Origin of the sequence: Mesorhizobium silamurunense (assembly GCF_014843825.1) — a bacterium.
Lineage (GTDB): Bacteria > Pseudomonadota > Alphaproteobacteria > Rhizobiales > Rhizobiaceae > Mesorhizobium > Mesorhizobium silamurunense.
The window spans coordinates 20,336-47,302 of sequence record NZ_JHQR01000073.1; the positions used below are offsets into that span (position 1 = coordinate 20,336).

The window sequence follows — 26,967 nt, forward strand, 5'->3', positions numbered from 1 at the left end:
TTATTACGACAGCTCGCTGGCGGCGGGAGGATTGCGCTCGATCTGAAGATTGCAGCATCTAAATCCGAAAAGCCGCCAGACCTGGCGGCTTTTTCGTTTCAGCCGGCAGGTCTCCTAACCAGGAGCAGAAAGCCGTGTTGACCACCACAGACGACCTTCGGGTCAAGGAACTCAAAGTCCTGAGCACGCCGGACGAGGTGATGCGCGAGATACCGCGCTCGCTGACGGCGACGCGCACCGTTGCCGCCTCGCGCAACGCCATCCATTCCATCCTGTCGGGGGCCGACGATCGACTGGTAGTCATCGTCGGCCCTTGTTCCATCCACGATCCGGTCGCCGCCGTGGACTACGCCAGCCGTCTGGCGGCGCTGCGCGAGGCCCTGGCCGACCGGCTCGAGATCGTCATGCGCGTCTATTTTGAAAAGCCGCGCACCACGGTCGGCTGGAAGGGCCTGATCAACGATCCTGACCTCGACGGCAGCTTCAACATCGACAAGGGCTTGCGCATGGCGCGCAACGTGCTCTCCGCCGTCAACAATCTCGGCCTGCCGGCGGCGACCGAGTTCCTCGACATGACGACGCCGCAATACATCGCCGACCTCGTCGCCTGGGGTGCGATCGGCGCGCGCACGACCGAAAGCCAGATCCACCGCGAGCTGGCGTCGGGCCTCTCCTGTCCGGTCGGCTTCAAGAACGGCACCGACGGCAATCTCAGGATCGCCGCCGAGGCGGTGAAGTCGGCCGCCCAGCCGCATCATTTCATGGCGGTGACCAAGGGCGGCCGCAGCGCCATTGCCGCGACCACCGGCAACGAGGACTGCCACGTTATCCTGCGCGGCGGCGTCGTGCCCAACTTCGATGCGGACAGTGTCGCGGCCGCCGCTGCGGAGCTCGCTCGCATCGGCGTCGCGCCGCGGCTGATGATCGATGTCAGCCACGCCAACAGCGGCAAGAAGCCTGAGAACCAGCTGAGGGTCGCGCATGATGTGGCGGGGCAGGTTGCGGCGGGCGACGAGCGCATTATCGGCGTCATGATCGAGAGCAATCTCGTTGCCGGCCGCCAGGACGTCGTCCCCGGCAAGCCGCTCACCTACGGCCAGAGCATCACCGACGGCTGCATCGACTGGGCGACCACCGAGACCGTGCTGCACGGCCTTGCCGGCGCAGTCGAGTGGCGCCGGTCGGTGAAGCGCGAAATGCTCGCCAGCCGTCAGGGCGCCGCCTGACAGCTATGGCTGGGGGCGGCGTTTACGCCGCCCTCAACCCCTCCCACGCGGTGAACACCGAGACCGCGAACAGCAGCAATCCGGCTGCCCTGCCGGCAAGGATGGTCGCTTGCGGATTGTCGATCAGCAGCGCCCGGCTGCGGCCGGCGGTGATGGCGAGCCCGCCATAGATTCCTGCCTGGGTGGCGACCGTCAGCAGTCCCATGACCGTCGCCTGCATCCAGATCGGACCGTAAGCCGGCTTCAGGAACTGCGGATAGACGGCCAGGATGAAGAGATAGGCCTTGGGATTGATCAGGCAGATGACCAGTCCTTGGCGAAAAGCCTTCCAGGCGGAGCGGCTGCCAGCGGGCCCGTCATGGCCGACGGTGATCGAGCTGCGCATCAGCGAAACGCCGATATAGGCCATGCAAGCGGCGCCGGCGATCAGCAGCGGCTTGAACAGGACCGGCACGAAATGCATCAGCAGCCCGACGCCGATCGCGCCGTTCAGCGTATGCACTGCGCCGCCCAGCATGATGCCGCCGGTCGCCGCAAGCCCTCTGTCGCGTCCGCCGGTCAGCGCATTGGCCAGCACGAACAGCATGTCCATGCCCGGAACGGCGATGATGCCGAACAGCAGGACGAAGAAAAGCCAAAGGTTTTCGGTGTAACTCATGTCAGTTGCCTGTCATCCTGTCGGTCAAACCGCCAAGGAATCTGTTGATTTTCAAGCGGGTAGGCGGCCCTATAGGTCATCCCAACTGACGAGGGTGTGTCAGTTGCGTTTCAGCCGGGTGAGGAAATGCGCAAGGCCTCGCGCCTGTTCGAGATCATCCAGATCCTGCGGCTGGCCAAAAAACCGGTGACCGCGGCGACGATCGCCGAGCGGCTGGAAGTGACGGTGCGCTCGGTCTATCGCGACATCGCGGCACTTCAGGCGATGCGCGTGCCGATCGAGGGCGGGCGCGGCATCGGCTATATCCTGCGCCCCGGTTTCGACCTGCCGCCGCTGATGTTTTCCATCGAGGAGATGGAGGCGATCGTGCTGTCGCTGGCGCTGCTCGAGCGCACCGGCGACGACGAGCTCAAGCAGGCGGCAAAACGCGTCGGCGCCAAGATCGCCGGCGCGGTGCCGCCGCCCTTGCGGCAGACGCTCGACGCCAACGCGCTCCATGCCTGGGGTTTTGCGGCACCCTCTGCCTCGGCGGTCGATCTCGCGTTGGTGCGGCGCGCCATCCGCGACGAGGAGAAGCTCGACCTTTCCTATCGCGACGAGGCTGGTCGGGCCACGCAGCGCATCATCCGCCCGGTGGCTCTGATCTATTACGCCGAGACCGCCAACATCGTCGCCTGGTGCGAGCTGCGCCAGGCCATCCGCAATTTCCGCAGCGACCGGATCGAGGATTGCCGACCGGCAGGCCTATGGTTCAAGGGCGAAGGTGACCGATTGCGGCAGCTTTGGGTAGAAGGCTGGGAGATCAACGCATCGACCGCCGGCACCTGACGACAGCCCGATTTACCTCACATCCACCCAGCGCTGTTCTTGGAATGAGCGCGCCATCGCATGCACGGTGCGTTCGATCTCCAGCCCTTCTTCGAAGTCGATGATTCGTGCCGGCTTGCCGGCGATCCGCATCAGCAATTCGCGGCATTCGATCATCTTGAGGTCGTTGAAGCCGAGGCCGTGGCCAGGCGCCGGCAAGAAGGAATCGTAGGGCTTGTGGTGCGGCGCCACCAGGATCGTGCGGTAGCCCTGCTCGGTCGGCCGGTCGGCGGTGAGGTAAAGCTGGAACTCGTTCATCCGCTCCTGGTCGTAGAGGATCGAGCCTTTCGAGCCAAAGATCTGGATGGCGATGCGGCCCTTGCGGCCCCAGGCCGAGCGGTTGACCAGCAGCGTGCCGGCGACGCCGTTTTCGAGATGCATCAGCACGCTGGCGATATCGTAGGTCTCAACCGCGCGGCGGCCGCCGCTCGCGACCTTGCGGTCGGCATAGGGTTTCGCCATGTCGCACATGACGCGGGCGACGCGGCCGAACAGCACCTTGATCAGCGACAGCGGATGCACGGCGAAATCGTCGAGCGCGCCATAGCCCGAAGACGCCTCATGCTTCCAGAAGAACAGCGCGTCGGGGTCGGCCATGAAATCCTCGTCCATCTCGATGCGCACGAGATTGACGTCGCCGATGATCTTTTCCTCGAGCAGCGCGCCGATATGGCGGATGGCCGGGTTCTGGATGTAGTTGTAGCCGAGCACGGCGGCCTTGCCGGACTTCTTGGCAGCCTTCGCCATGGCCTCGGCCTCGACAAAACTCGGCGCCATCGGCTTCTCGCACCATAGATGCTTGCCGGCTTCGAGGACGGCGATCGCCATTTCCGGATGGAACTGGTTGGGCGTGGTCAGCGAGACGACATCGACCTCCGGATCGTTGACGACGGCGCGCCAGTCGCCCGAGCCTCGAGCGAAGCCGAACTCGCCGGCCTTGCGCCTGGCCAACTCGTCATTGACCTCGCCGAGATGCACAAGCTTCGGCTTGTCCACATCGGGAAAGACGGTGCCGACCGCGTTCCAGGCGATGGCGTGGCACTTGCCCATGAAGCCCGTGCCGATGAGGCCCACTCCGACCATGTCGATTGTCTCCGCGCTAGAGCAATTCCAGGAAAAGTGCGAAGCGGTTTTCCGTCCGGAATTGCGTCGATAAACAGATAGAACGGTTCCGCGAAACGCGGAACCGTGATGGGAAGAGGTTCGTATGGACGAATTAATCCATTTCGCCTGAGAATGGAACGTCCAAATCATTTTTTATGGTGTTCTTGCGTGAACTCGCTATGATGAGGCAGGAGAGAGAACCTCAATATGGCCGTGGGCGGAGCGACGATGGACGAACGGGTGCCTCGCGATTTCGAGACGTTGCGCACGACGATCCTGGAGCGGCGCGCGAGCCTGCCCAAACGGATCGCCCAGATCGCCGCCTACGCGCTCGACAACCCCGACGACATCGCTTTCGGCACCGCTGCCAGCATCGCCGCCTCGGCCGGCGTCCAGCCCTCGACGCTGATCCGCTTTGCCCAGCAGCTCGGCTTCGACGGCTTCACCAGCCTGCAGCAGGTTTTTCGCGAGCGCCTGCGCGAGCGCAATTCCTCTTATGACGAGCGATTGGCGGCACTGCGCGCCAAGGCCGAGGAAGGGGGCGGCTACCGGGCGATCTTCGACGGCTTCGTCGCCGCCGCCAGCACCTCGCTGAGCGACATTTCGCGCGCCTTGAACGATGCGCATTTCGAGCAAGCGGTCACGCTTCTGGCCAAGGCCGAGACCATCTATGTGCTGGCCAAGCGCCGCTCCTACCCGGTCGCGTCCTACATCGCCTACGCGCTAGGCAAGCTCAAGATCCGCAACCAGCTGGTGGAATCGGCCGCGGGCTTGAATGCGGAGATGATCGGCTTTGCCACGCCGCGCGATGCCGTCATCGCCATCAGCTTCTCGCCTTACGCGCCCGCGACCATCGAGGAGACGCGCTCGATCGCCGAGCAAGGCGTGCCGATCGTCGCCATCACCGACAGTTCGTTCTCGCCGCTCGCCCAGTTCGCCAAGATCTGGTTCGAGGTCGCCGAGGCCGATTTCGGCGGCTTCCGCTCGATCTCGGCGACGATGGCGCTTGCCATGGCGTTGACCGTCGCCGTCGGCGAGAAGCGGCGTGACGCAAGCCGCAGGCGCAAGGCCTGAGCTGTCTCGCACCGGTGGTTTTTCCATCCGGGAACACTCATTCCATATTGACTATGGATTGGAATTATTATTTCATATTGACGGCACCACGCCGCTCGCGCGTGCTGCCCAAAACGTTGCTCTGCACAACAAGGCCGATGGGAGGTTCGAATGGGCGAAGCCGTGGAAGCGAAATATCCGCCGCTCGACGTCATCACGATCGGCCGCGCCTCGGTCGATCTCTACGGCCAGCAGATCGGCTCGCGGCTGGAAGACATCACCTCCTTCGCCAAATCGGTCGGCGGCTGCCCGGCCAATATTTCCGTCGGCACGGCGAGGCTCGGCCTGCGCTCGGCGCTGCTCACCCGCGTCGGCGACGAGCAGATGGGCCGCTTCATCCGCGAGCAGCTCAAGCGTGAAGGCGTCTCGGTCGACGGCTTGAAGACCGACAAGGAGCGGCTGACGGCGCTGGTGCTGCTTTCCGTCGAGGACGAAGGCGTCTCGCCGATGATCTTCTACCGTTCCGACTGCGCCGACATGGCGCTCGCGGAAGAGGACATCGACGAAGCGTTTATTGCCTCGGCCCGCGCGGTCGTCGTTACCGGCACGCATTTCTCCCGCCCCAACACCGATGCCGCGCAGCGCAAGGCGATCCGTTTGATGAAGGCCAAGGGCGGCAAGGTGGTGTTCGACATCGACTACCGCCCGAACCTCTGGGGCCTTGCCGGTCATGCCGAGGGCTTCGAGCGCTATGTCAAGTCCGACCGCGTCTCGGCGCAGCTGAAGACGGTGCTGCCCGATTGCGACCTCATCGTCGGCACCGAGGAGGAGATCATGATCGCCTCCGGCGCCGACGATTGCCTGAGCGCGCTGAAAGCGATCCGCTCGCTGTCGCCGGCCACCATCGTCTTGAAGCGCGGCGCCAAGGGCTGCATCGTCTATGACGGGCCGATCAGCGACGATCTCGAGGGCGGCGTCGTCGGCAAGGGTTTTCCGATCGAGATCTACAATGTGCTCGGCGCCGGCGACGCCTTCATGTCGGGCTTCCTGCGCGGCTGGCTCGGCGGCGAAAGTTTTGCGACGGCCGCGACCTGGGCCAATGCCTGCGGCGCCTTCGCCGTGTCGCGCCTGCTCTGCGCGCCGGAATATCCGACCTTCGAGGAATTGCAGTTCTTCCTCAAGCACGGCAGCAAGCATCTGGCGCTGCGCAAGGATGAGGCGATCAACCACATCCATTGGGCGACGACGCGCCGGCGCGACATCCCTTCGCTGATGGCGCTCGCCTGCGATCATCGCGTCCAGCTGGAGGACGTCGCTGCCAGGGTCGGCGCCGATGCCTCGCTCATCCCGGACTTCAAGGTGCTCACCGTCAAGGCGGCGGCCAAGGTCGCCGCTGGCCGCGACGGCTACGGCATGCTGATCGACGAGAAATATGGCCGCGACGCCATGTTCGAATTCGCCCGCCACCCCTTCGCCTGGCTCGGCCGCCCGGTCGAATTGCCCGGATCGCGGCCGCTCCGCTTCGAATTCTCGCAGGACATCGGCTCACAGCTCATCGGCTGGCCCGTCGACCACTGCATCAAATGCCTGTGCTTCTATCATCCGGATGACCCGGAAGCGCTGAAGGTCGAGCAGCAGCAGAAGCTGCGGGCGCTGTTCGAGGCCGCGCGGAAAGTCGGCAGGGAACTTCTGGTCGAGATCATCGCCGGCAAGCATGGCAAGCTCGACGACAACACCATTCCGCGCGCGCTGGAGGAGCTCTATGCGCTGGGCATCAAGCCCGACTGGTGGAAGCTCGAGCCGCAGGCTTCGGCCAACGCCTGGGCAAAGATCGAACAGGTGATCGTCAAGAACGACCCATGGTGCCGCGGCGTCGTGCTGCTCGGCCTGGAAGCGCCGCAGGACGAGCTGGTGGCTGCCTTTGCCGCCACGGCGGATGCGCCCATCGTCAAGGGATTTGCCGTTGGTCGCACCATCTTCATCAACGCAGCCGAACAATGGCTGGCCGGCCGGATGTCGGATGACGAGGCTATCGCCGACATGGCCTCGCGCTTCGAGCAACTCACCGAGGCATGGCTTGCCGCGCGTGGCCGCAAAGCAGCATAAGAAGGCGGCAGCATAACAAGACGGCACAAGGAAAGCCGGAGGAAACGACCAATGAGCAAGACCGTTCGCCTGACCATGGCGCAGGCGCTGACCCGCTTTCTGTCGCGACAGATGACCGAGATCGACGGCAGACAAGTGCCGATCTTCGGCGGCGTCTGGGCGATCTTCGGCCACGGCAATGTCGCCGGCATCGGCGAGGCGCTCTATCAGGTCCGCGATGAATTGCCGACCTTCCGCGCCCATAACGAGCAGGCGATGGCGCATGCGGCGATCGCCTATGGCAAAGCCAATTTCCGCCGTCGCTTCATGGCCGCGACCACCTCGATCGGCCCCGGCGCGCTGAACATGGTGACGGCTGCCGCGCTCGCTCACGTCAACCGGCTGCCGGTGCTGCTGCTGCCCGGCGACGTCTTCGCCAACCGCTTGCCGGACCCGGTGCTGCAGCAGGCCGAGGATTTTTCCGACGGCACGGCAAGCGTCAATGACTGCTTCCGCCCGGTGTCGCGCTATTTCGACCGCATCACGCGGCCGGAGCAGATCATCCCGGCGCTGAACCGCGCCATGCAGGTGCTGACCGATCCGGCCGAATGCGGCCCGGTCACGCTCTCGCTCTGCCAGGACGTGCAGGCCGAGGCTTATGATTATCCCGAAAGCCTGTTTGCCGAACGCGTCTGGACGCCGCGCAGGGTTCGCCCCGACCGCCACGAACTGGCGGCCGCCGTCGCGGCGCTGAAGGGCGCCAAGAAGCCGCTGGTGATCGCCGGCGGCGGCGTCCTTTATTCGCAGGCGTCAGGCGAACTGGCGAAGCTGGCGCAGGGCGCCGGCATCCCGGTTTGCGAAACGCAAGGCGGCAAATCTTCGCTCCCCGACGATCATCCGCTCAACATGGCCGCGGTCGGCGTCACCGGCACCTCCGCCGCCAACCGGTTGGCGGAAGAGGCGGATGTCGTGCTTGCCGTCGGCACCAGACTGCAAGATTTCACCACCGGGTCCTGGGCGCTGTTCAAGAATGCCGGCCGCACCATCATCGGGCTCAACACGCAAGTCTTCGACGCCGGCAAGCATTGGGCCCTGCCGCTGGTCGCCGACGCGAACGAGGGCCTGGCAGAGCTTTCCGCCGCACTGAAAGGCTGGAAGGCGCCGGCCGCCTGGACCGACAATGCGCTGAAGGGCAAGAACGAATGGCAGGCCGCGGCCGCCAAGGTGACGGCATCGACCAACACCGCCTATCCATCCGATGCGCAAGTGATCGGCGCTGTGCAGCGCGCGATGGGCTCCGGCGTGACCCTGCTGCATGCCGCCGGCGGCCTGCCGGGCGAACTGCACAAGCTTTGGCAGGCCGGCGCGCCCGGCTCCTATCACGCCGAATACGGGTTTTCGACCATGGGCTACGAGATCGCCGGCGGTCTCGGCGTCAAGATGGCGAAGCCCGACCAGGAGGTCGTCGTCATGGTCGGCGACGGCTCTTACCTGATGCTCAACTCCGAGATCGCCACCTCGGTGATGCTCGGCCTGAAGCTCACCATCGTGCTGCTCGACAACCGCGGCTATGGCTGCATCAACCGGCTGCAGATGGCGACCGGCGGCGCCAACTTCAACAATCTCTTGAAGGACGCGCGCCACGAGGTGATGCCCGACGTCGACTTCGCCGCGCATGCGGCGAGCCTCGGCGCCGTCGCCGAGAAGGTTGCGTCTATTGCCGAACTGGAGACGGCGCTCGCCAAGGCGAAAGGCAACAATAAGACCACCGTGCTGGTCATCGACACCGATCCGCTGGTCTCGACCGAAGCCGGCGGCCATTGGTGGGACGTCGCGGTGCCGGAAGTCTCGTCGCGACGCGAAGTCAACGCCGCACGCAAGAAATATGAGGAAGCCGTGGGCAGCCGTCAGGGCTGAGCCGCGTCTGCCTCGCAACGAACCTGACATTGGAGTGACGACTTGAAAGCCAAACTGGGCATGTCCCCCATCGCGTGGTGGAACGACGATCTCGCGGAATTGAGCGATGACGTGTCGCTGGAGGAATGTTTGCGCCAGTCGCGCTCGGCCGGCTTCACCGGCATGGAGATGGGCCGTCGCTTCCCCAACGATCCGAAGGTGATGTTGCCGATCCTGAAGGAAGCCGACGTCACGCTTTGCGGCGGCTGGTTCTCCGGCACGCTGGTCGACGAGGACATCTCCAAGAACAAGGATCGCATCCAGCCGATGATCGACCTGTTCAAGGCGGTCAACGCGCCCTGCATCGTCTATGGCGAGGTCGGCCGCTCCATCCAGGGCGACCGCTCCAAGCCTTTGGCCACCAAGCCGAAGCTTTCCGGCGACGAGATGAAGGCCTATGGCCGGCGCGTCACCGAATTCGGCGAGTGGTGCGCCGACCAGGGCATGCCGCTCTCCTACCATCACCATATGGCGGCGGTGATCGAGACCGAGCCGGAGCTCGACGCCTTCATGCGCCATTCCGGCGAAGGCATCCCGCTGCTGCTCGATGCCGGCCATCTCGCTTTTGCCGGTGGCGATGTGCTGCGCGCCATCGACAATCACCACAAGCGCATCAACCACGTCCATGTGAAGGATGTGCGCATGGGCGTGATCGACGGTCTCGACCGCACCAAGCAGTCCTTCCTCGATGCGGTGGCGCTCGGCGCCTTCACCGTGCCGGGCGACGGCTCGCTCGACTTCGGCGCAATCGTGCAGAGGTTTGCCGATTATGGTTATGAAGGCTGGTTCGTCGTCGAGGCCGAGCAGGATCCGAAGAAGAACCCGCCGCTGAAAATGGCTGAGGTCGGTCACAAGGAGCTGATGCGAGTGATGACAGCCGCCGGCTACACGGTGGAGACGCAAGGTTTTCCGAATGCCTGAACGGTGGATTAGCTTGGGCGCTCGGTCTATCTGATGCGTGCTGGGCAAATCCTGGATTGGCGCGATGAAAGACTATGAGCATCCCTTCTTCCGGCCGCTGTGGCGACGCATCGCCGTGGTCGCGGTCTGCCTTGTCTGGTCGGTGATCGAGTTCGCCTCCGGCACACCGTTCTGGGGCGTCATCGCGCTCGGCTTCGCCGGTTACGCCGTGTGGCAGTTCTTCTACCTCTACAAGCCGGTTGAGGAGGCCAAGCCTCCGGCCGAGCCGAAGGAATGATCTAAGGAGCTCCCAATGTCGAAACTGCTCGTCAAGGCCGACAAGGGCCACGGCCGCGTCGCTCACGTTACCCCGAAAAGCGCCGGCTGGACCTATGTCGGCTTCGATCTCCATCGGCTCAAGCCCGGCGAGACGGCGTCCGGCTCAACTGGCGACCGCGAGGTCTGCCTGGTGTTCGTTACCGGCAAGGGCAAGGCGTCGACCGGCGGCAGGGACCTCGGCCTGCTTGGCGAGCGCATGTCGCCCTTCGAGGGCAAGCCCTGGTCGGTCTATGTTCCGCAAGGCTCCGACTGGTCGATAACCGCCGATACCGAACTGGAGCTCGCCGTCTGCTCGGCGCCGGGCCTTGGCGGCGGCCTGCCCGCCCGCGTCATTGCACCTGACGATCTCGGCCAGGAGGTGCGCGGCAAGGGCACCAACACGCGCTACGTCACCAATATCCTGCCTGAGGGCAAGCCGGCCGATTCGCTGCTGGTGGTCGAGGTCATCACGCCTGGCGGCCATACCTCCAGCTATCCGCCGCACAAGCACGACCAGGACAATCTCCCCGTCGAATCCTATCTCGAGGAGACCTATTACCATCGCCTCAACCCGCCGCAGGGCTTCGCCTTCCAGCGCGTCTATACGGACGCCGGCAAGAACGGCGAGCGCGAGCTGGACGAGGCGATGGCGATCGAGGACGGCGATGTCGTGCTGGTGCCGAAGGGCTATCACCCCTGCGCGGCCTGCCACGGCTATGTCTACTATCTCAACGTCATGGCCGGCCCCAAGCGGACGTGGAAATTCCACAACGCGGCCGAGCATGAGTGGCTGATGAAGGCCTGAGATTTTTCATAGCGCTCAACCTGTTGGTCCAGTTCGGAAAAATCGTCGGCTAAGGACCGCCAGGGTCTGTTTGCCTTCGAAAACCCATGAAAGCTTCGTCAATCCGTCATGGAAATCACCTATGGCGGGGTCTGACGAGGACGTTTCATGCGCTACGCCATCTATTTCACCCCACGGCAGGACGAGCCGCTGGCGCGCATCGCCGCCAATTGGCTTGGCCGCGACCCGTTCGGCGCGGCGACGCGGCCGGTCGAGGCCGTGGCTGATCTGTCAGCGGCGGAAGTTGCCTTCCACACCGCATCGGCCAGGCGCTACGGGTTTCACGCGACGCTGAAGGCGCCCTTCCGGCTGGCGTCGAACGAGACGGAGGCTTCGCTCCGCAAAGCGCTCGACGATTTCGCCGAGGCGACGCTGTCGGTCGTCATCCCGCGCCTTGTCGTCGGCCAGATCGACGGTTTTTTCGCGCTGGTGCCGGAAACCCCGTTCGACCCACTCAACAGTTTCGCCAGCGAGGTGGTGCGCGCTTTCGATCGCTTCCGCGCGCCGCTGACCGAAGCCGAAATCGAGCGACGCAGCCCCGACTCGCTGAAGCCGCAGGAATTCCGCAATCTGTGCCAGTGGGGCTATCCTTACGTTTTTGAAACGTTCCGCTTCCACATGACTTTGTCCGGTCGCGTGGGGCCACAGGAAAGCCCCCGTCTTCGTGCAGCAATCGACAGCCTGTTCGCGGATGTGCTGCAGCACCCGGTGCCGGTGGATGCGCTGACGCTGTTCGTCGAGACCGAACCGGGCGCCCCTTTCATGGCGCTTTCCCACCATGAACTTGGCCGCCGCCCGGTCAGAAAGACCGCCTGATGCTATTGCCTGAGACCAAGGACCGCCTGAAATGACCGCCGAGACCGTTCTGAACAATGCTCGCATCGTGCTGCCCGACGAGATCGTTGAGGGCTCGCTGCTGCTGCGCGATGGCCTGATTGCCGCGATTGAGCCGGGCGCCACGCGCGCCGGCGAGGATATGGGCGGCGATTACATCATCCCGGGCCTTGTCGAGCTGCACACCGACCATCTCGAAGGCCACTACGCGCCGCGCCCGAAAGTGCGCTGGAACCCGATCGCCGCCGTGCTTGCCCATGACGCGCAGGTCGCGACCGCCGGCATCACCACGGTGCTCGATGCCTTGCGTGTCGGCATGGATGAGGACGCCGACCTGAAATCCGACGACGTTCGCAAGCTAGCCGACGCGATCGAGGACAGCGTCAGACAGGATCGGCTCAGGGCCGACCATTTCATCCACCTGCGCTGTGAGGTCTCGGCGCCGGACTGTCTCGAGGCCTTCGCCAATTTCGAGACCGACGACAGGGTGAAGCTCGCCTCGCTGATGGACCATGCGCCTGGACAGCGCCAGTTCGTCAATCTCGAGACCTATGCCTATTACTACCAGCGCAAGCTGAAGCTGACCGACCGCGACTTCCAGAAATTCTGCGAGAAGCGGATGGCCGAATCGGCAAGGAATTCCGGCCCGAACCGCGTCTTCATCTCCGCCGCCTGCCAGGAGCGCGGCGTCGTGCTCGCCAGCCATGACGATGCGACGGCCGGCCATGTCGACGAGGCGGTGGAGCAGGGCGTGCGCGTCGCCGAATTCCCGACCACCGAGGAGGCGGCAAGGGCCTCGAAGGCGGCCGGCCTCGGCGTTCTGATGGGCGCGCCCAACGTCATGCGCGGCTCCTCGCATTCAGGCAACGTCTCGGCCAGGGCGCTCGCCGGCGACGGCCTGCTCGACATCCTGTCGTCCGACTACATCCCTTTCAGCCTGATCCAGGCGGCCTTCTTCCTCGGCGATGTCGTCGAAGGCATCTCGCTGCCGCAGGCGGTCGCCATGGTGTCGAAGAATCCGGCCGACGCCGTCGGCCTCACCGACCGCGGCGTCGTCGAGCCGGACCGGCGCGCCGATCTCGTGCGTGTGCGCGTCGACGAGCATGTGCCGGTGGTGCGCACCGTCTGGCGCCAGGGGAGGCGTGTCGCATGATGGTTTCGGCGTCGATCGAACGCGAGCTCACCGAAACGCTCCCGATCCGCAACGGCGTCTTCGTCGCGGTCGTCGGCCCGAGCGGTGCCGGCAAGGACACGGTGATCGGCTACGCCAAGGCGCGTTTTGCCGACGAGAGCCGGCTGGAATTCGTGCGCCGCGTCATCACCCGGCCGAGCGACTCCGCCAGCGAGGACCACGACACGCTGGCCGATGCCGCCTTCGCCGAGGCGGAGGCAGATGGCGCCTTCGCCATCTGCTGGGACGCGCATGGCCTGCGCTATGGCTTGCCCGCCGACGTCGACTGGGCAGTCGCCAACGGCCACGTGGCCGTGGCCAATGTCTCTCGCGCCGTCATCCCGGCGTTGCGCGAGCGCTATGCCAATCTGACGGTGGTCGAGATCACCGCGGCGCCCGAAATCCTCGCCGAGCGGCTGGCGGCGCGCGGCCGTGAATCGCGCGGCGAGGTGCTGGCGCGCCTGGCGCGCAGCACCAGCGTGACGCTTTCCGGACCGGACGTGACCTCGATCGACAACAGCGGCGCGAAAGACATCGCCGGCGAGCGTTTCGCCGAGGTGCTGCGCAAGGCGATGGCGTTTTCGGACCTGTCCGACCTTATCTAAGGCTATTCCGCCGGTGCGCCGGCGACGTCCCGGCGCGCGGCCTCTATCATCCGGCGCCGGGCGCGGAACACGCCCCATTGCTGGTCGACCAGCACGCCAATCAGGATCACCCCGCCCATCACCGCGAAGTTGAGCGATGAAGGGATGCCGAGCAGATTGACCAGGTTCTGCAGTTCCTGCAGCAGCACCGTGCCGAGGATGACGCCCACAAGCGAACCCTCGCCGCCGCGCAGCGAGAAGCCGCCGAGCACCGCCGCGGCGATGGCGTAGAGCTCGTAGAACTGGCCGTGGCTGGCCGGCGAGATCGAGCGTGTGTACATGGCGAAATAGATCGCCGACAGCGCCGTCAGCACGCCGCAGATGACATAGGCCGCGATCACCACGCGCCCGGTGCGGATGCCCGAATATTTCGCCGCTTCCTCGTTCTTGCCGATGGCGTAGAGGTAGCGCCCGAACACCGAGCGGTGCAGCACCACCCACATGACGATGGCGATCACGATCAGCGCGATAAAGCTGTTTGGCAAGCCGCCGGAGCGACCCGCAGTCAGATATTCGAGCGTTGGAAAATTCTGCCCGAAGGCGAAACCGGCGGTGCCGTCGGCGGTGTAGAAGCGCGCTACGCCGCGATAGATCAACAGGCCGCAGAGCGTCACCACGAAAGGCTGCAATTTCAGCCGCGTGATCAGCCAGCCATGCACGAAGCCGATGATGGCGCCGAGCACGATGATCAGCACGAAGGCCAGCGGCCAATCCATCTCGCGCACGGCGATGAAGTCGATGAACAGCGTGCCGAGCAGCGCCACCAGCGAACCGACCGAAAGCTCGATGCCGCCGGTGATGATGACGAAGGCTTGGCCGATCGAAAGGATGCCGAATAGCGCGACCAGGTTGGAGGTGTTGGCGAGATTGATCGTCGATAGGAAGCGCGGGTTGATTGCCGTCACCACCGCGCCGACCACCAGGATGAGGACCAGCAGGCCGAGATCTTTCTTGCTCATTGCGCTCCTCCAGCGGCATGCGCCAGCTTCGGCTTCTTGCCCACCGCCAGCAAAAGCACGTTCTCCTGGCTGAAATCGTCCCGGTCGAGAATGCCTGAGATCTGCCCCTCATGCATGACCGCGATACGGTCCGAGACGCCGATCACCTCTTCCATGTCGCTGGAGATCATCAGCACCGCGACGCCGGCGTCGGCCAGCGCTCGCATCAGCCCGTAGATCTCGGCCTTGGCGCCGATGTCGATGCCGCGCGTCGGTTCGTCGAGGATCATCACCTTGGGGTTCATCGCCAGCCATTTGGCCAAAACCACCTTCTGTTGGTTGCCGCCCGAGAGCGTGCCGGTGCGGGTCAGGACCGACGGCGCCTTGATGCCGAGGTCCTTCTTCTGCTTCTCGGCGGTGGCGATCTCGGCGCCGGTCGAGACCAGCGAGCGCTTCGCATGCGCCGGCAAATTGGGCAACGAAATGTTTTCAGCAATCGAGAGGTCGAGCAGGATGCCGGTGAGCTTGCGGTCCTCAGGCACGAGGAAGATGCCGCTCGCCACAGCGTCGGCGGCGGATCGGACATTGAGCGTCTTGCCCTCCAGCGTGACGCTGCCGCCGAGGCGTTCGTCGATGCCGAACAGCACGCGCGCAAGTTCTGTGCGCCCCGAGCCCACCAGCCCGGCAAGGCCGAGGATCTCGCCGCGCCGGACTTCGAGATCGACCGGGCGGTCGGGATAGGCGCTAGTGCGCACCGCATCCGCCGAGAGCGCGACGCGCCCCGGCGCGCGCCCCGCTTCCGAGGCCTTCTCGCGCTCCTTCAGCATGCGTCCGATCATCAGCTTGACCATCTGGTCGTGATTGATCTGGTCCTTCGGCAGCGTGCCGGCGAGCATGCCGTCGCGCAGCACCACGACGCGGTCGGCGACGCGCTCGACCTCGTGCAGGCGGTGCGAGATGAAGATGACGCTGATGCCTTCCGCCTTCAGCCCCTTGATCACGTCGAGGAGCTTTTCGGTCTCGGCGATCGGCAGGCTGGAAGTCGGCTCGTCGAGGATAACCAGCCGCGCCCTGATCGACAGCGCCTTGGCGATCTCGACCATCTGCTGCTGGGCGAGCGAGAGCGATGCGACCGGCGCGTCGGCCGAGAAATTGGCGCCGACGCGCTTCAAGAGTGGGGCCACCATCTCGCGCAATTTCGCGCGGTCGACCAGCCTCAGCGGCCCGGCCTTCAGCGGCTCGCGGCCGAAGAAGATGTTGGCGGCGACATCGAGGTTTTCGAAGAGATTGAGCTCCTGATGCACGAAGGCAATGCCGGAGCCGATACTGCCCTCGACCGTCAGCCCCTCGTGCGCGACGCCATCGACGGTGACCGTGCCGCTGTCCGGTCGCGTCACGCCGCCGAGGATCTTCATCAGGGTCGATTTGCCGGCGCCGTTTTCGCCGACCAGGCCGATCACCTCGCCCGGCCTGACCTCCATGGAGAACCCGTCCAGCGCCACGACGCCGGGATAGGTCTTGCGCACGGCCTCGAGGCTCAGGAACGGAGCGGTCGTCGATTGAGCGAAGGATGTCTCGGAGTAATTCATCACGCCTGATAGCAGCCGGTGGGCTACAGACTGACGGGCTAGCCAAGGCCCGTCAATACGGACGCCGGCTCAAGGCGGACCTTGAGCCGGCGCAACTGTTTATCGATTATTTGCCGGCCATCGCCTTCAGGTTCGCGGCGTAGGCGTCGACGTCGTCCTTGCCGATGATCTTGGTCGGCACGATGATCAGACCGTTCTCCGGAATGCCCGACTTGTCGCCCTTGAGGTAGGAGGCCATCAGCTTCATGCCCTGATAGGCCCATTCGAACGGCTGCTGCACGACGGTCGCTGCAACGGTGCCTTCCTTGACGCCGCCCAGCGTGATCGGATCATCGTCGAAGCCGACGACGGTGATCTGGCCGAGCTTGCCGGCGTCGCGCAGCGCTTCGTAGATGCGCGGCGTGTTGTAGGAGTAGAAGCCAACCATGCAGGTGATGTCGGGGCTGGCGACCAGCGCGTCCTCGACATTCTTCTTGGCGCGCGCCTGGTCGATGTCGTCGCCGCGCACGTCGACCAGCTCGATCTTGCTGCCGGCGAGCCCGTCCTTCATGCCCTGGATGCGCTCCTTAGCGTTGTCGGCGCCGAGCAGGCCGACGAAGCCGAGGCACTTGCCGCCGTCGGGCATCGCCTTCTTGGCGATCTCGGCCGCCTGCTTGCCGGCGTCGACGTTGGACGAGCCGATATAGGCGACGCGCTTGGTCTGCGGGGCATCGCTGTCGGTGGTGAACAGTGCTGTCTCGGATGCGATCTTGTTCAGCCCGTCGGTCGAGGTCTTGGGGTCGACGGCGGACACCATGATGCCCTTGACGCCGGCCGTCACCAGATCGTCCATCAGCCGCTGCTGGATGGCGACCGACGATTGCTCCGGATATTTGAGCTCGAGAGTATAGTCGGGCAGTTCGCCCTGCGCTTTCTTCACGCCGGCTTCCGCCGCTTTCCAGAAGTCGGACGCGCCGTTGACGACGAAGGCAAGCGTCGGCTTGTCGTCGGCGCGAGCGATCGCGCTCGCCGACAGGCCGAGCAACAGGGCCGCCGCGGCGACCGATGCGTTACGGATCACAGATTTCATATTCAACCTCCCTTTTGAAACTCATCGCTGATGTCTCGGCTGCGGCCTGGACGCCCTCCTCCTCAAGGGGCTTGCCCAAGGTCTGGCAACTTAAGAACGGCGCCAATCCAGCCGCGACCAAGACACTAGACACAGATTTGGCGTTCGTAAATAGTCCGATTTGTCTGACATTTTCGTGAAAACGAGGCTGCCCTTCCGGCGACATTCCCTCCGTCTGGCGCACGCTCGCTCCACTGCCGCTATTGGCCGGAAGGCTCCAGCCAAGTTGCGAACGAGTTGACAGTAGAACGCTTACCGATATTAGTAAAGAGTATTAGTTATGGCACCCAGGCGCGCATTTTCACGGGGGTGCGAAGAGACAAGCCGCTAGTTGGCAGGGGAGGAATGGCAGCGGCGGTCATCATGCCAAATCTGGCGGGATCGTCAGCTTCGCTGACCTTTTTCAGCTTGTTTCGTCGACAGGTGGGATGTGGCTGGCGCCGAAGGTGTCGGATATGATAATAGTTATAACCAAGGCGCGATTCCCATAAATACGCCGCGCCGGAGCATCTTGCCGTTGCCGCCGGCCTTTGCTTAACAGCCGGCAGGGTTTGGGAAACGACCATGAGTGAACCGACGGAATTGCGCGATCCTCCGGAAACGTCCAGGCGCCGCAAGCCGTCCGCCAAGCCCAAGGGCCGTGTCACCATGACCGACATCGCGCGCGCGGCCGGCTGCTCGCAGGCGACGGTCTCCTTCGTGCTCAACAATTCGCCGGGCATCAGGCTGTCGCAGCAGACGCGCGACCGGGTGATCGAGGCCGCCAGAGCGCTCGGCTATTCGCCGCCAGTCTTCTCCGCCCTGCGCCCGCCGGTGATGCCTTTCGAAGGGCTGGATGGCATCATCGGCTTTGCCGTAGATCAGCTCGCCACCAGCCCCGAGGCGGTGGTCGCCATCGAGGGCGCGCGCCAGGCCTCGTGGAACGCAGGCAACGTTCTCCTGGTGGCGCAGACCATGGGCGATGCCGAGATGGAGCCGCGCGCTATTTCAGCGCTGACGCGAGGCGGCATCTCGGCGCTGATCTACATGACCATCTTCACCCGCGAGATCACGGCGCCCGAGTTTCTCTACAGTCTCGATATCCCGGTCATTCTGCTCAACTGCTACACCGCCGACTATGCTTTCCCGGCCGTGGTGCCCTCAGAGATCGCGGGCGGCCAGAGCTCCACCCGGCATCTGATCAGCCATGGCCACCGCCGCATCGCCACCATCACCGGCGAGCCCTGGATGCAGGCGGCGCAAGACCGGTTGAAAGGCTATCGCCGCGCGCTCGCCACCGCCGACATCCCCTTCGATCCGGAGCTGGTGGTCGAGGGCGACTGGTCGGCCAGCGCCGGCTATGCCGCGACCGTCAAGTTGCTTGCCCTGAAGGACCGCCCGACCGCGATCTTCTGCCAGAACGACCGCACCGCGATCGGCTGCTACGAGGCGCTGAAGGAAGCCGGCCTGCACATCCCGCAGGACATTTCCGTGGTCGGCTATGACGACGAGGAGATCGCCCGCCACCTCTTCCCGCCGCTGACCACGTCGATCCTGCCGCATCTGGCCATGGGCCACTGGGCGATCGAGCAGCTGGAGACGCCGCCGACTCCAGGTCACGGCCGCTACCCCATTACCAAGCTGGAATGCCCGCTGGTGGAGCGGGAGAGCGTGGGGAGCGTGCCCGCACAATTCCGGTGACCGGGCCCTGAGCAGGCCTATGCTGGGTGGGCGTATGCCCCTTCCTCGACACAGGAAAGACGCTCATGTGGCCGAACCGCCGTCTCTGCGATCTGCTGAAGATCGAGCATCCCATCATCCAGGCTCCGATGGCCGGCTCGGCAACGCCGGAACTCGCCGCGGCGGTGAGCAATGCCGGCGGGTTGGGATCGCTCGGCTGCGCGTCGATGCTGCCGGACGGCCTGCGCAACGTTGCACGCCAGATGCGCGTCTCGACCGAGCGTTCGTTCAATCTCAATTTCTTCGTCTACCCGAAACCCAGCACCAGCGATGCCGTATTGGCGCGGGCCATCGACAGATTGCGGCTATACTACAGGGAGCTTTCCCTCGGCGAGCCGCCGGCAAGGCTTCCGCCGATCGGGCCGGGTTTCGACGACGAAAAGCTTGACCTGGTGCTCGAGATCCGCCCGCCGGTCGTGAGCTTCCATTTCGGTATACCGGACGGGCCAAGGTCGCCAGGCTGAAGCAGGCTGGGATCGTGATCATCAGCACCGCGACGAACGTCGCCGAGGCGCGCAAGCTTGCCGACTGTGGAGCCGATGCTGTCATTGCCCAGGGATGGGAGGCTGGAGGCCACCGCGGCTCTCACGTCCCGAGCGGTCCGGGTGACGGCGTAGGAACGATGGCGCTGGTTCCCCAAATCGTCGACGCCGTCAAGCTCCCGATCATTGCCGCGGGAGGCATTGCCGACGGCCGAGGCATAGCGGCTGCTTTCGCTCTTGGCGCCAGCGGCGTGCAGATCGGCACCGGCTTTCTGTCCTGCGACGAAGCCGGCACGGACGCACCGCGCCGCGCCCTGATCCGCTCCGCGACGGATACGGACACGATGGTCACCGATGCTTTCTCGGGCCGTGCCGCGCGGGCGAAACGCACGCGCTACGCCCTGGAGATGGAGGAGAGCCGGACGCCCCTTCCGGATTTCCCGCAAATGTACGCTCTAACCGCTCCGCTCGGCGATGCCGATCATGCAAGGTTAGATTTCGCGTTTCATCTCTACGGACAGGCGGCAGCGTTGAACCGAGAGCTTCCTGCGGGAGAGCTGATGCATGCGCTTGTCGCCGAGGCGAAGGGGATATTCGATACGCTCTCGGCGTCATCGGCGTGAAGACATCCGTTCGCAAAAACCCACCGCTAAGCTGGAATGTCTGCGACCGCGTGACGACCGTGAAGTCGTCCACATAAGCGCTGGTCCGCGCCGCGGTATCCTCACTGCCGGCGACGCCGATTGCGTGCGCCTATGCAGCGCTTGCGTCGAGGTTTAGCTTGAGCTCATCAATGGGAGGTTCCGATGGCGTCGATCTTTACCGTTCACGAAGCGTCCGGCTATGAGCAGCTCATGGGGCGCTGGAGCCGCAGGCTGGCGCCCAAGTTCATCGACTTCGCTGGCGTGGCCGGCGGCGAAAAGATCCTCGACGTCGGCTGCGGCACCGGCAGCCTGACCTTCGAGCTGGTGAAATCCGCCGATCTTGCCGAGATCCAGGCCATCGACTTCTCGCCGGTCTTCGTCCAGGCGGCGAAGGAGCGCAACACCGATCCGCGCATCACCTTCCAGCAGGCCGACGCCACGGCGCTGCCTTTCGCGGACGACATGTTCGACCGTGCACTGGCGCTGCTGGTGCTTCACTTCGTGCCGGACACCGGCAAGGCGGTGGCCGAGATGCGCCGCGTGGTGCGGCCGGGCGGCGTGGTCGCGGCCGTGGTGTGGGATCATCTCGGCGGCATGCCGGGCATGCGCATGATGATCGACACGGTGGCGGCGCTGAGCGAAAGCGGCCGCCAGATGCGCAATCGCTACTGCTTTCAGCCGATGATGCAGCCCGGCGAGATGAAGCGGACGTTTGTCGAACAAGGGCTGGCCGACGTCACCGAGACCGAGCTGATGATCCGGATGGATTATGAGAATTTCAACGATTACTGGGCGCCGATCGGTGCCGGCGAAGGGCCGCTCGGCAAATACATGACCACGCTCGACGCGGCCGAGCGGCAGCGCGTCGAAGCTGCCGTCCGCGACGCCTATCAGGCCGGCCGTTCCGACGGCCCGAGGTCGTTCGCCAATGTCGCCTGGGCCTGCCGGGGGATTGTGCCCTGATTTTTTAGCGCGATCTGAGCTGAGCGCGCACCGCATCGCGAACGCTGCGGAAGCTGGGAATCCGATAAGCGCAAGTAGCCTGATGAGCCGCGGGCGGCCCGGCGGCCCGTCGCCGAGCGCTTTGCATCCCCCCCTTCAAGCCAGATTGATGGCGACGTTGCGCAGCAACGCCACGGATTTGCGCATGCCCTCCATCGGCGACAGCATCATGTCCTCGTGCTCGATGGAGAGCACGTCGTCGTAGCCGACCTGCTTCAGCGCGGTGCAGAACTGCCGCCACCAGGTCTCGCCATGGCCGTAGCCCAACGTGATGTAGTTCCAGGCCCGTTCCGCATAGTGGTCTGGCGGACGCGCATCGAGCACACCGTCGATGGCCGCCGGTATCGGTTCGATGCGCGTATCCTTGGCGTGGACATAGTAGATTGCCGAGCCAAGCTTGCGCACGGCGGCAATAGGGTCGGCGCCCATCCAGAGCGGATGGCTCGGATCATAGTTCGCGCCGACCGTTTCGCCGACGGCCTCGCGCAGCCTGAACAACATCTGGACATTGTAGACGGCCTGATGGCCGTGCAGTTCCAGGCAAAGCTTCCTAATGCCGAGATTGTTCGAAAACTTCACCAGATCGCGCCAGTAGGGAATGATGCAATCGTCCCACTGGTAGCGCAGGATGTCGGCGCATTCGGGCGGCCAGTCGGTGATGATCCAGTTGGGGTTGGCATCGCCCGGGCCGCCGGGCAACCCGGACATCATCACCACGCGATCGATCCCCATCAGGCTCGCAAGCCGGATCGTATCCTCGGTCACCTGATGGTGCTGCTTGCCTTGCGGCCCTGGATGCAGCGGATTGCCGGAGCAGTTGAGCGCTACGATCGTCAGCCCGTGATCCCTGACCTTGGCTGCGAATTCCGTGCGCGTGGAAGCACTGTCCAGCATCGCCTGCAGATCGATGTGCGGCGCCGACGACCAGTTGCCGCAGGCGAACTCCAGCGTCTCCAGGCCAAGCTCGACCGAGGCACGCAGCATCTCGTCAAAGGAAAGGTTGCCCAGGCTGTCGGTGATCATGCCAATCTTCATGGGGAAGGCTCCTGGTCCTCAATGGAAACCGTTCAGTCAGAGCCCGACGGGCTCGAACCTGCCTGACTTGGCGGAAGCAAGCGCTGCATCGCAAAGGATCATCGCCTTGCGACCGTCGCTCGCGGTCACGTCGGGCTTGCGGCCCGTCTCCACGCACGTGATGAAGTGGTCGATCTCGGCGGCGTAGGATTCTGCGTAGCGTTCGACGAAGAAGTAGTAGGGCTTGTCGCGCGATATGCCTCCGGCGCCGGACATCTCGACCGATGTCGGCAGCCGGTTGCCGGCCTGCAGCATGCCGTCCGCGCCATGCACCTCGATGCGCTGGTCGTAGCCATAGGCGGCCCTGACGCTGTTGTTGATGTGGCACTGGCGGCCGGACGCGGTGCGCAAGATGAACATCGCCGTGTCGTAGTCGCCGAGCTTCTTGTATTGCGGCGCCACCAGCGAGGATCCGGTTGCAAAGAGCTCGGTCGGCTCCTCGCCGAGCAGATTGCGCGCCATGTCGAAGTCGTGGATGGTCATCTCGCGAAAGACGCCCCCGCCCCCGGCCAGAGCTTCCTCGGTTTCGGGTTCGGGGTCGCGGCTGGTGATGATGACCTGCTCGACGGCGCCGATCTCGCCGGCGGCAAGGCGCTCCTTCAGCGCCCGGAAGCTCGGATCGAAGCGGCGGTTGAAGCCGATCTGGAACGGCACGCCCGCTTTCTCGACCGCGGCCAGGCACTCGTCCGTGCGCTTGAGGTCGAGATCGATCGGTTTCTCGCAGAAGATCGCCTTGCCGTGCGCCGCGGCGGCCATGGCGAGCTCGGCATGCGTGCGCGTCGCCGAAGCGATGAACACCATCTTCACCGACGGATCGTTCATCACGGCCTCGGTCTCGGCGATCTCAGCGCCGGTAACGGCAGCGACCTTGGCGGCCGCTTCGCGACTGGGGTCGACGATGTAGCGCAGCCGCACCCTTGGATGACGCGCGAGATTGCCCGCGTGCACACGGCCGATCAGCCCCACTCCGAACAGACAAACATCCATCATGCGTTCGACTTTCCTGTCAGGTCGCGCGTTCGCGGAACGGCCGGTTCATGTTGCCTGAGCGGCATTCATTTCACCGCGCCCATGGTGAGACCGCGCACCAGATGGCGCTGCACCAAGAGCGCGAAGAAGACGATCGGCAGCGCGCCGATGACACCGGCTGCCGCCATCGAGGCCCAGTCGGTATCGATGCGGCCGATCAGCGTCGCGGTGCCGCGCGGCATGGTCATGGCGCGCGGCGTCGCCGTCAGCGCCAGCGCGAAGAGGAACTCGTTGAAGGTGACCAGCACCGCGAAGATGGCGGTTGCCGCGAGCCCGGGCGCCGCGAGCGGCAGTGTGATGCGGCGGAAGGCGCCGAATCGCGAATCGCCGTCGACCATCGCGGCCTCCTCGAGATCGACGGGGATTTCGCGGAAGAAGCTTTCCATCATCCAGACGCAGAAGGTGACGTTGAAGGCCGTGTAGGTGGCGATCAGTCCGAGCCAGGTGTCGAGCAGGCCGAGACTGAGCATCAGCAGGTAGACCGGGATCAGGATGACGACCGGCGGGATGATGCGCAGCGTCAGAAGGAACAGGCCGACCTTGCTCTCCATCGCGAAAGGCAGGCGGAAGCGGACGATCGCGTAGGCGCCCATGGCGCCGGCCACCAGCGCGATCGCGACGGAGAAAAAGGTCACCACCAACGAGTTGGTGAGATAGGAGCCGAACTGCTTTTCGGTGAACAGCCTGACGTAATTGTCGAGCGTCGGCACGTGCGGGTAGAGCGTGCCTTCCTGCGTGATCTCGCGGTTGGACTTGAGCGAGGTCGAGACCAGCCAGTAGATCGGCAAAAGCACCACGGCCAGCACGAAGATCGTCGTCAGGATGCGTGCCAGACGGGTGTTCATGACGCATCGACCCTTCGCAACAGCCGGATGGCGCTGAAGGCGAGCGCCAGCACGACGAGGCCGATGGTCACGAACAGCGCCGCCGCATAGCCGGTCTGCTGGAACTTGAAGGCGGTGTCATAGCCGTAGATCGAAACCAGCCTGGTCGCCTCGCCCGGCCCGCCGCGCGTCAGCACGAAGACCTGGTCGAAGGTGCCGAAGGCGTCGATGGTCCTGAGCACGATGGCGACTGCAAGCACCGGCCGCATCATCGGGAAGGTGAGGTCGGCAAACACCCGCCAGGCGCCGGCGCCGTCGACGCGCGCCGCCTCGAACGGCTCGTGCGGCAGCGACTGCAGCCCGGCGAGCAATATCAGGAACATCAGCGGCGTCCATTCCCAGACGTCGAGAACGACGAGGCCGATGAAGGCGTTGACGGGGTTGCCGAGGATCTGCACCGCGCCGCCGCCCATGGCCTCGGAGAGCGCCGTCAGCATGCCGGCGTCGCTGGCGTAGATCAGCCTGAAGACGATGGCGACGACGACCGGCGTGACCACCATCGGAATGATCAGCACGGTCCTGAGCAGGCGGATGCCCTGAAACTCCCGCAGACAGAACAAGGCCAGCGCAAAGCCTAGCACCGCTTCGATCGACACCGACAGCGCGACGAACTTCACGGTGACCCAGAGCGAATTCAGGAACTGTGCGTCGCTCCACAGACGCACATAGTTCTGCAGGCCGACATCGGAGATCGGCGAGCCGTAGCGGTAGGCCCTGGTGGTGGCCCTGAGTCCGTCCCAGAGCGGATAGACCAGCACGCCGAGCACGATCATCAGGCCCGGCGCCAGCATGAGATATGGCAGGGCGAGGTCGAGCCCCGCCCCCTGCAGGCGATATTTGCGTGCCTGCGTTGCGCCGCGCATCAGTAGTAACCGGCCGTGGTCAGGTAGTCCTTGACCTGCTTGGCGGCGTTGTCCAACGCGGCACCGCCGCCGGAACCGGCCTGCAGCGCCTTGTTGAGCTCGATGCCGAGCAGTTCCTCGACCTTCGCCCAGTCCGGCGTGCGGGGCCTCGGCAGCGCGCCGGCGTCGAGCTGCTGCAGGGCGACCGGGATCAGCCTGTTGCCCGGCTTGGCGACGCCGAAGGCGGTGCGCTTGACCGGGATCGAGCCCGCTTCCGCAAGCTTCGCCTGCGTTTCGGCGCTGACGTACCACCTCAGGAACTCGATCGCGTTCGCCTTGTTGGGCGCCGATTTCGGCACGCCGGCGATAAAGATGCCCATCTGGGCGATCGCCGACTGCTGCTTCGGCACGACGCCGAAATCGAGCTTGCCGGCCACCTTGGTCTGGGCGGGATCGTCGGCCTTCAATGCGTTGCCGGAATACTGGATGATGGCGCCGGCATCGCCGCCGAGGATCGCGGCGCCCTCCTGGTCGGAGTCGAACTCGACCACGCCGCTCGGCGCGTTCTGCTTCATCGTTCCGACGAAGAAATCGGCCGATGCTTTGCCTTCCGCCGAATTGAAGATCGGGTTCCACTTGTCGTCGAAGAAGGAGCCGCCGAACGACAGGAAGATCGGATACCAACTGGTGACGATCGGATTGCCCGAAACGCCGCGGAAGACGACCGGATATTTGATCTTGCCGGCCGCGACGCCTTCCTTGCCCTTGGCGATCACCTCGTCCCAGGTCTTCGGCGCGCCGCCGGTGAAGACGTCGTTGCGGTAGGTAAGCGTCTGCAGGTCGCCGACGAAAGGCACGCAGATCAGTGTCGGCTTGGCGCTTTCGAAGCCCTTGACGCGCGGCCCCTTCTGCGGCGGCCAGTAACCCATGTCGATCATCGAGCCGATCCAGTCCTTGTCGGAGCCGTCGATGCCGCCGGCGCCGAGATCCTCGAGCACGTTGGCGGCGCCGAACTGCGGCACCCAGGGATCGTCGAGCAGATAGAGGTCATACTGGCCGGCGCCGCTCTGGGCGTCGGCGAACCATTTTTCGAGCGTGACACCGTATTCGTCCTCGAGGAACTCGATGTCGAAGCCGGCTTCCTTGGCCTGCGGGATGATCTTCTGCTTGAACGGCGTCAGACCGCCATCGGCGAAGGCGCCGATGATGACCTTCTTGCCGGCTGCCCGTGCCGGCATCGGCAGGCCGAGCGTGGTGAGGGCCGTGGTGGCCAAAGCCAGGCCGAGCCCGCCCTTGATGACGGAGCGGCGAGTAAGTCTGCTGGAATGCATCATTTCTCTCTCCCATTGCAGTGGACCCTGTGGACGGCGGTGGAGCCGGCCGAATTGAAGAAACAGGCGTTCGCCGGGTCGAAGGCGACGCCGATGCTTTCGCCGACCGCGCCCCTGAAATCGCGGCCGGCCCGTACCGAGACGTTGCCGCCTTCGAGGCGGACATTGACCACCGTCTCGTTGCCCATCGGCTCGACGACATAGATCTCACCGGGCAGCGCGCCCGGTTCGCCGGGTTGGGCGACGCTGCAGTCTTCCGGGCGCAACCCGATCTCGACGATCTCGGCCAGGCGGCATGCGGTGAGCCGCGTCCGCTCCAGCGCCACGATCTTTCCGCCAGCCATCACGCCTTGCTCGGAGAGCGTGACCGGCAGGATGTTCATCGGCGGGTTGCCGACGAAGGTGGCCACGAAGCGGTTTGCCGGACGGTCGTAGATGTCGATAGGCGGCGCCATCTGCTGCAGCTCGCCGCCATGCATGACGGCGACGAGGTCCGCCATCGTCAAGGCCTCGACCTGGTCGTGGGTGACGTAGATGGTTGTGGCGCCGAGGCGCTGGCAGAGCCGCTTGATCTCGCCGCGCATGGTGAGCCGCAGCCGCGCGTCGAGATTGGACAGCGGCTCGTCCATGAGGAAGGCCGCCGGGTCGCGCACGATGGCGCGGGC

26 protein-coding genes are annotated in these 26,967 nt (G+C 64.8%); 15 read left to right on the plus strand and 11 right to left on the minus strand.

The annotated features are described in order from the left end of the window. Window positions 1-134 precede the first annotated feature (134 nt). On the plus strand, window positions 135-1,226 hold the full coding sequence (locus DH10_RS09030) for a 3-deoxy-7-phosphoheptulonate synthase (protein WP_192254115.1): 1,092 nt from the start codon (window positions 135-137) through the stop codon (window positions 1,224-1,226). A 22-nt stretch (window positions 1,227-1,248) separates the two neighbouring features. Here the strand turns inward: DH10_RS09030 and DH10_RS09035 are convergent, their stop codons facing one another. Continuing rightward, the gene (locus DH10_RS09035; protein WP_192254113.1) at window positions 1,249-1,884 is read right to left on the minus strand and encodes a LysE family translocator; all 636 of its coding nucleotides are present in this window, start codon (window positions 1,882-1,884) and stop codon (window positions 1,249-1,251) included. Window positions 1,885-2,010: 126 nt separating this feature from the next. Here DH10_RS09035 and DH10_RS09040 point away from each other — a divergent pair, with 126 nt between their 5' ends. Beyond that, window positions 2,011-2,712: a helix-turn-helix transcriptional regulator gene (locus tag DH10_RS09040; RefSeq protein ID WP_192254111.1), complete on the plus strand. Its 702-nt coding sequence runs from the start codon at window positions 2,011-2,013 to the stop codon at window positions 2,710-2,712. 12 nt (window positions 2,713-2,724) lie between these two features. Here the strand turns inward: DH10_RS09040 and DH10_RS09045 are convergent, their stop codons facing one another. After that, on the minus strand, window positions 2,725-3,834 hold the full coding sequence (locus tag DH10_RS09045; RefSeq protein ID WP_192254109.1) for a Gfo/Idh/MocA family protein: 1,110 nt from the start codon (window positions 3,832-3,834) through the stop codon (window positions 2,725-2,727). Window positions 3,835-4,083: 249 nt separating this feature from the next. On the opposite strand from DH10_RS09045, the gene DH10_RS09050 reads away from it, so the two are divergent. The 9 genes from DH10_RS09050 to phnN all read left to right on the plus strand — a co-directional run bounded on the left by DH10_RS09050 (window position 4,084) and on the right by phnN (window position 13,621). Further along, window positions 4,084-4,929 (plus strand): MurR/RpiR family transcriptional regulator, encoded by an 846-nt coding sequence (locus DH10_RS09050; protein ID WP_192254107.1) that lies wholly within the window; start codon window positions 4,084-4,086, stop codon window positions 4,927-4,929. Between the two features lie 150 nt (window positions 4,930-5,079). Next, on the plus strand, window positions 5,080-7,014 hold the full coding sequence (locus DH10_RS09055) for a bifunctional 5-dehydro-2-deoxygluconokinase/5-dehydro-2-deoxyphosphogluconate aldolase (RefSeq protein WP_192254104.1): 1,935 nt from the start codon (window positions 5,080-5,082) through the stop codon (window positions 7,012-7,014). A gap of 51 nt (window positions 7,015-7,065) precedes the next feature. Then, complete coding sequence (gene iolD, locus DH10_RS09060; RefSeq protein ID WP_192254102.1) at window positions 7,066-8,910, plus strand: 3D-(3,5/4)-trihydroxycyclohexane-1,2-dione acylhydrolase (decyclizing); 1,845 nt, start codon at window positions 7,066-7,068, stop codon at window positions 8,908-8,910. 42 nt (window positions 8,911-8,952) lie between these two features. Next, entirely contained in the window at window positions 8,953-9,870 is a 918-nt protein-coding gene (gene iolE, locus DH10_RS09065; protein ID WP_192254100.1) for a myo-inosose-2 dehydratase, read from the plus strand. 64 nt (window positions 9,871-9,934) lie between these two features. Beyond that, window positions 9,935-10,147: a DUF3329 domain-containing protein gene (locus DH10_RS09070; RefSeq protein ID WP_192254098.1), complete on the plus strand. Its 213-nt coding sequence runs from the start codon at window positions 9,935-9,937 to the stop codon at window positions 10,145-10,147. 15 nt (window positions 10,148-10,162) lie between these two features. Continuing rightward, window positions 10,163-10,972, plus strand: coding sequence for a 5-deoxy-glucuronate isomerase (gene iolB / locus DH10_RS09075; RefSeq protein WP_192384621.1), 810 nt, complete (start codon window positions 10,163-10,165; stop codon window positions 10,970-10,972). A gap of 147 nt (window positions 10,973-11,119) precedes the next feature. Next, entirely contained in the window at window positions 11,120-11,827 is a 708-nt protein-coding gene (locus DH10_RS09080; protein ID WP_192254094.1) for a DUF1045 domain-containing protein, read from the plus strand. A 31-nt stretch (window positions 11,828-11,858) separates the two neighbouring features. Beyond that, a complete protein-coding gene (locus DH10_RS09085; protein ID WP_192254092.1) occupies window positions 11,859-12,998 on the plus strand; it encodes an alpha-D-ribose 1-methylphosphonate 5-triphosphate diphosphatase in 1,140 nt (379 codons plus the stop codon). Then, window positions 12,995-13,621 carry a phosphonate metabolism protein/1,5-bisphosphokinase (PRPP-forming) PhnN gene (gene phnN / locus DH10_RS09090; RefSeq protein ID WP_192254090.1) on the plus strand — a complete coding sequence of 209 codons (627 nt, stop codon included), beginning with the start codon at window positions 12,995-12,997 and terminating at the stop codon, window positions 13,619-13,621. The genes DH10_RS09085 and phnN overlap by 4 nt, the downstream gene beginning before the upstream one ends. A 2-nt stretch (window positions 13,622-13,623) precedes the next feature. Here the strand turns inward: phnN and DH10_RS09095 are convergent, their stop codons facing one another. The 3 genes from DH10_RS09095 to DH10_RS09105 form a co-directional block, all read right to left on the minus strand. Beyond that, window positions 13,624-14,619, minus strand: a complete 996-nt coding sequence (locus DH10_RS09095) for an ABC transporter permease (protein ID WP_192254088.1) — start codon at window positions 14,617-14,619, stop codon at window positions 13,624-13,626. Continuing rightward, window positions 14,616-16,187 (minus strand): sugar ABC transporter ATP-binding protein, encoded by a 1,572-nt coding sequence (locus tag DH10_RS09100; protein ID WP_192254086.1) that lies wholly within the window; start codon window positions 16,185-16,187, stop codon window positions 14,616-14,618. The genes DH10_RS09095 and DH10_RS09100 overlap by 4 nt, the downstream gene beginning before the upstream one ends. A 106-nt stretch (window positions 16,188-16,293) precedes the next feature. After that, the gene (locus tag DH10_RS09105; RefSeq protein ID WP_192254084.1) at window positions 16,294-17,256 is read right to left on the minus strand and encodes a sugar-binding protein; all 963 of its coding nucleotides are present in this window, start codon (window positions 17,254-17,256) and stop codon (window positions 16,294-16,296) included. 603 nt (window positions 17,257-17,859) lie between these two features. Here DH10_RS09105 and DH10_RS09110 point away from each other — a divergent pair. From DH10_RS09110 to DH10_RS09120, 4 genes are all read left to right on the plus strand, one after another. After that, window positions 17,860-18,975: a LacI family DNA-binding transcriptional regulator gene (locus tag DH10_RS09110; protein WP_192254082.1), complete on the plus strand. Its 1,116-nt coding sequence runs from the start codon at window positions 17,860-17,862 to the stop codon at window positions 18,973-18,975. Window positions 18,976-19,040: 65 nt separating this feature from the next. Continuing rightward, complete coding sequence (locus DH10_RS37575) at window positions 19,041-19,478, plus strand: NAD(P)H-dependent flavin oxidoreductase (RefSeq protein WP_281396879.1); 438 nt, start codon at window positions 19,041-19,043, stop codon at window positions 19,476-19,478. Between the two features lie 14 nt (window positions 19,479-19,492). Then, window positions 19,493-20,119 (plus strand): NAD(P)H-dependent flavin oxidoreductase, encoded by a 627-nt coding sequence (locus DH10_RS37580; protein WP_312891308.1) that lies wholly within the window; start codon window positions 19,493-19,495, stop codon window positions 20,117-20,119. Window positions 20,120-20,302: 183 nt separating this feature from the next. Then, entirely contained in the window at window positions 20,303-21,103 is an 801-nt protein-coding gene (locus tag DH10_RS09120; protein WP_192254080.1) for a class I SAM-dependent methyltransferase, read from the plus strand. 135 nt (window positions 21,104-21,238) lie between these two features. On the opposite strand, the gene DH10_RS09125 is transcribed toward DH10_RS09120, so the two are convergent. The 6 genes from DH10_RS09125 to DH10_RS37585 all read right to left on the minus strand — a co-directional run. Further along, window positions 21,239-22,177, minus strand: coding sequence for a sugar phosphate isomerase/epimerase family protein (locus DH10_RS09125; RefSeq protein WP_192254078.1), 939 nt, complete (start codon window positions 22,175-22,177; stop codon window positions 21,239-21,241). 36 nt (window positions 22,178-22,213) lie between these two features. After that, window positions 22,214-23,206 carry an inositol 2-dehydrogenase gene (gene iolG, locus DH10_RS09130; protein WP_192254076.1) on the minus strand — a complete coding sequence of 331 codons (993 nt, stop codon included), beginning with the start codon at window positions 23,204-23,206 and terminating at the stop codon, window positions 22,214-22,216. A gap of 65 nt (window positions 23,207-23,271) precedes the next feature. Continuing rightward, window positions 23,272-24,090, minus strand: coding sequence for a carbohydrate ABC transporter permease (locus DH10_RS09135; protein WP_192254074.1), 819 nt, complete (start codon window positions 24,088-24,090; stop codon window positions 23,272-23,274). Next, window positions 24,087-24,992 (minus strand): carbohydrate ABC transporter permease, encoded by a 906-nt coding sequence (locus DH10_RS09140; RefSeq protein WP_192254072.1) that lies wholly within the window; start codon window positions 24,990-24,992, stop codon window positions 24,087-24,089. The genes DH10_RS09135 and DH10_RS09140 overlap by 4 nt, the downstream gene beginning before the upstream one ends. Beyond that, a complete protein-coding gene (locus DH10_RS09145; RefSeq protein WP_192254070.1) occupies window positions 24,992-26,305 on the minus strand; it encodes an extracellular solute-binding protein in 1,314 nt (437 codons plus the stop codon). The genes DH10_RS09140 and DH10_RS09145 overlap by 1 nt, the downstream gene beginning before the upstream one ends. Then, window positions 26,302-26,967, minus strand: a 666-nt coding sequence (locus tag DH10_RS37585; RefSeq protein WP_192384622.1) for an ABC transporter ATP-binding protein, incomplete at its 5' end; no start/stop codon positions are given. The genes DH10_RS09145 and DH10_RS37585, both read right to left, overlap by 4 nt.